This is a genomic window from Aquimarina hainanensis, assembly GCF_042684685.1.
Lineage (GTDB): Bacteria > Bacteroidota > Bacteroidia > Flavobacteriales > Flavobacteriaceae > Aquimarina > Aquimarina hainanensis.
In genome coordinates this window covers 352,982-354,733 of the sequence record NZ_JBHULX010000021.1, presented here as the reverse complement: position 1 = coordinate 354,733, position 1,752 = coordinate 352,982, and the positions used below count along the sequence as shown (strand labels likewise).

Here is a 1,752-nt window from a genome sequence, read left to right as displayed (position 1 = left end):
CCTCCGGAGGGAGTTGATCGTTTTACGGATACAGAATTACAGGCATCAGATGCTTCCGGGGAATCCCTTAATAGCCGTATCAATCAGCATCGAACTAATGATATCGCCCGGGAGAATAGTAGTTTATTACCAGCACATGAGCTATTGACCAAATACCGATATAATTCTCTGAATCAACTGGTATGGCAGAAAACTCCTGATGGAGGGATTACCCGTTTTGCCTATGATGAGCTGGGAAGAATTATCGCTTCACAGAATGCCAATCAGGTAGCCGCCAATCAATTTAGTTATACCACTTATGATGCTTTGGGTCGGATTGTAGAGGCAGGAGCACTTACTCCAACCGTTGGGATTTCTATCCGGGAAAAGACAGGTACACTGGTTTATACAGCTACGGGCAATGTGGTATCGACCCGGGTAGAAGATCAGTACCCTCAGAATATTTCCAGAGATCGGGTAGAGGTCACCCGTACCCGTTATAACGATCTTTCGATAGGAGCGGCGGAGATTTTTGAGACGGTATCAGATCAGTCGACCTATCGGAGTACGACCCGCAACCGGGTGGCAGGAATTTATTACTATGATCAGTATAGCAGTACGACCTTAGAGCGACAATACGACCATGCGATTTTCTATCACTATGACATCCATGGGAATGTTAAAGAGCTGGTGCAGCACGATAAACAGATGGCATTGACCCTGGATGATCCTACCTCAGGGATGAAGCGTACCCAATACGAATACGATCTGATCAGTGGTAATGTTCATAGGGTAACCTATCAAAAAGGGAAGGCGGATCAGTTTATCCATCAGTATCGCTATGATGCAGACAACCGTATTGTAGGAGTATCGACCTCAGATAACGGCCGTATATGGGAGGAGGATGCCCGGTATGCATATTTTTCACACGGACCTTTAGCCAGAACAGTACTAGGATCCAGGCAGGTACAGGGTCTTGATTACGCCTATACCCTTCAGGGCTGGTTAAAAGGCGTTAATGGAGAGTCCTTAGACCCGACGGCAGATATGGGAGGAGATGGATCTTCCACTTCTGATGTGGCTAAAGATGCCCTGGGATATTCCTTAAGTTATTATGAAGGAGATTATCAATCGATCGGTACTACTACAGGGAGCTCTTTTGTATACAGTAACAGTCCCGGATTAGAGAGTACTAAGAATTTGTACAACGGGAATATCAAGCAGATGGTCACCAGTCTGATAGACAACAATGAATCGATGCTGTCCACCCAGATCAATCACTATGAATATGATCAGTTAAACCGTATCAAGAAGATGCAGGGATCACAGCTGACCGGGATGACAGTAACACCTTCATACCACAGTAGTTATAGCTATGATAAGAATGGGAACTTACAGCAGTTGCATCGGGCTACAGTCAACAGTCAGGGATCGGTTGTGGATATGGACGCCTTGCAATATACCTATAAGACAGTTACTGATCCGGAGACAGGGCAGCAAGTGCGTTCGAATCAGTTAAGCCATGTAGACGATGCTATAGCAGGGAGTACATTTAATGATTTGTCGGATCAGAATCCCGGGAATTACAGTTATGATGCGATAGGTCAATTGATAGAAGACAAGCAGGAAGGGATTCGCAATATCGAATGGCGGGTAGATGGTAAAGTAAAGAAGATTCATAAGAGCAATGGTACAGAGGTGTCTTTCTATTATGATGGACTAGGGAACCGTATTGGTAAGCGGGTCCTGCCGGAGAACAAGACAACCTTATAT

At 45.2% G+C, this 1,752-nt stretch carries 1 protein-coding gene; it reads left to right on the top strand.

Annotation, left to right across the window (positions count from 1 at the left end; all coding sequences use genetic code 11):
* The coding region (locus ACFSTE_RS12170; protein ID WP_378298162.1) for an RHS repeat domain-containing protein at positions 1-1,752 on the top strand (1,752 nt) is incomplete at both ends.